General features: G+C 46.8%; 1 protein-coding gene. It reads right to left on the reverse strand.

The features are described 5' to 3' along the window. A partial coding sequence (locus C1G53_RS08835; RefSeq protein ID WP_330847473.1) for a 4Fe-4S double cluster binding domain-containing protein occupies positions 1-333 on the reverse strand: 333 nt, incomplete at both ends.

Genomic DNA, 333 nt, shown 5'->3' on the forward strand with positions numbered 1-333 from the left:
CACAACCATAGATGACCGTCTTGATTTTCTTACGAAACTCCAAGTCCATCATCCCCTTATCCTGGGTCTGAAAGGACAGACAGCGACGGGCATTCATGGTCGTGTCACCTAATAGACAAGACGTCGGACAGGCTGCAACACAGCGATTGCAATCACCACAATCATAATCTACTGGTTGATCTGGTTCGATGTCCAGGTTGGTCACTAATTCTCCTAGAAACATATAGGAACCAAATTCCTTAGAAATGACTAGCCCATTCTTCCCGATAAAGCCAATTCCTGCACGACGAGCGACCGCTGTATCCACCAAAGCTCCTGTATCTACCATAGCCT

Source organism: Streptococcus suis, assembly GCF_002960445.1.
GTDB lineage: Bacteria > Bacillota > Bacilli > Lactobacillales > Streptococcaceae > Streptococcus > Streptococcus hyiners.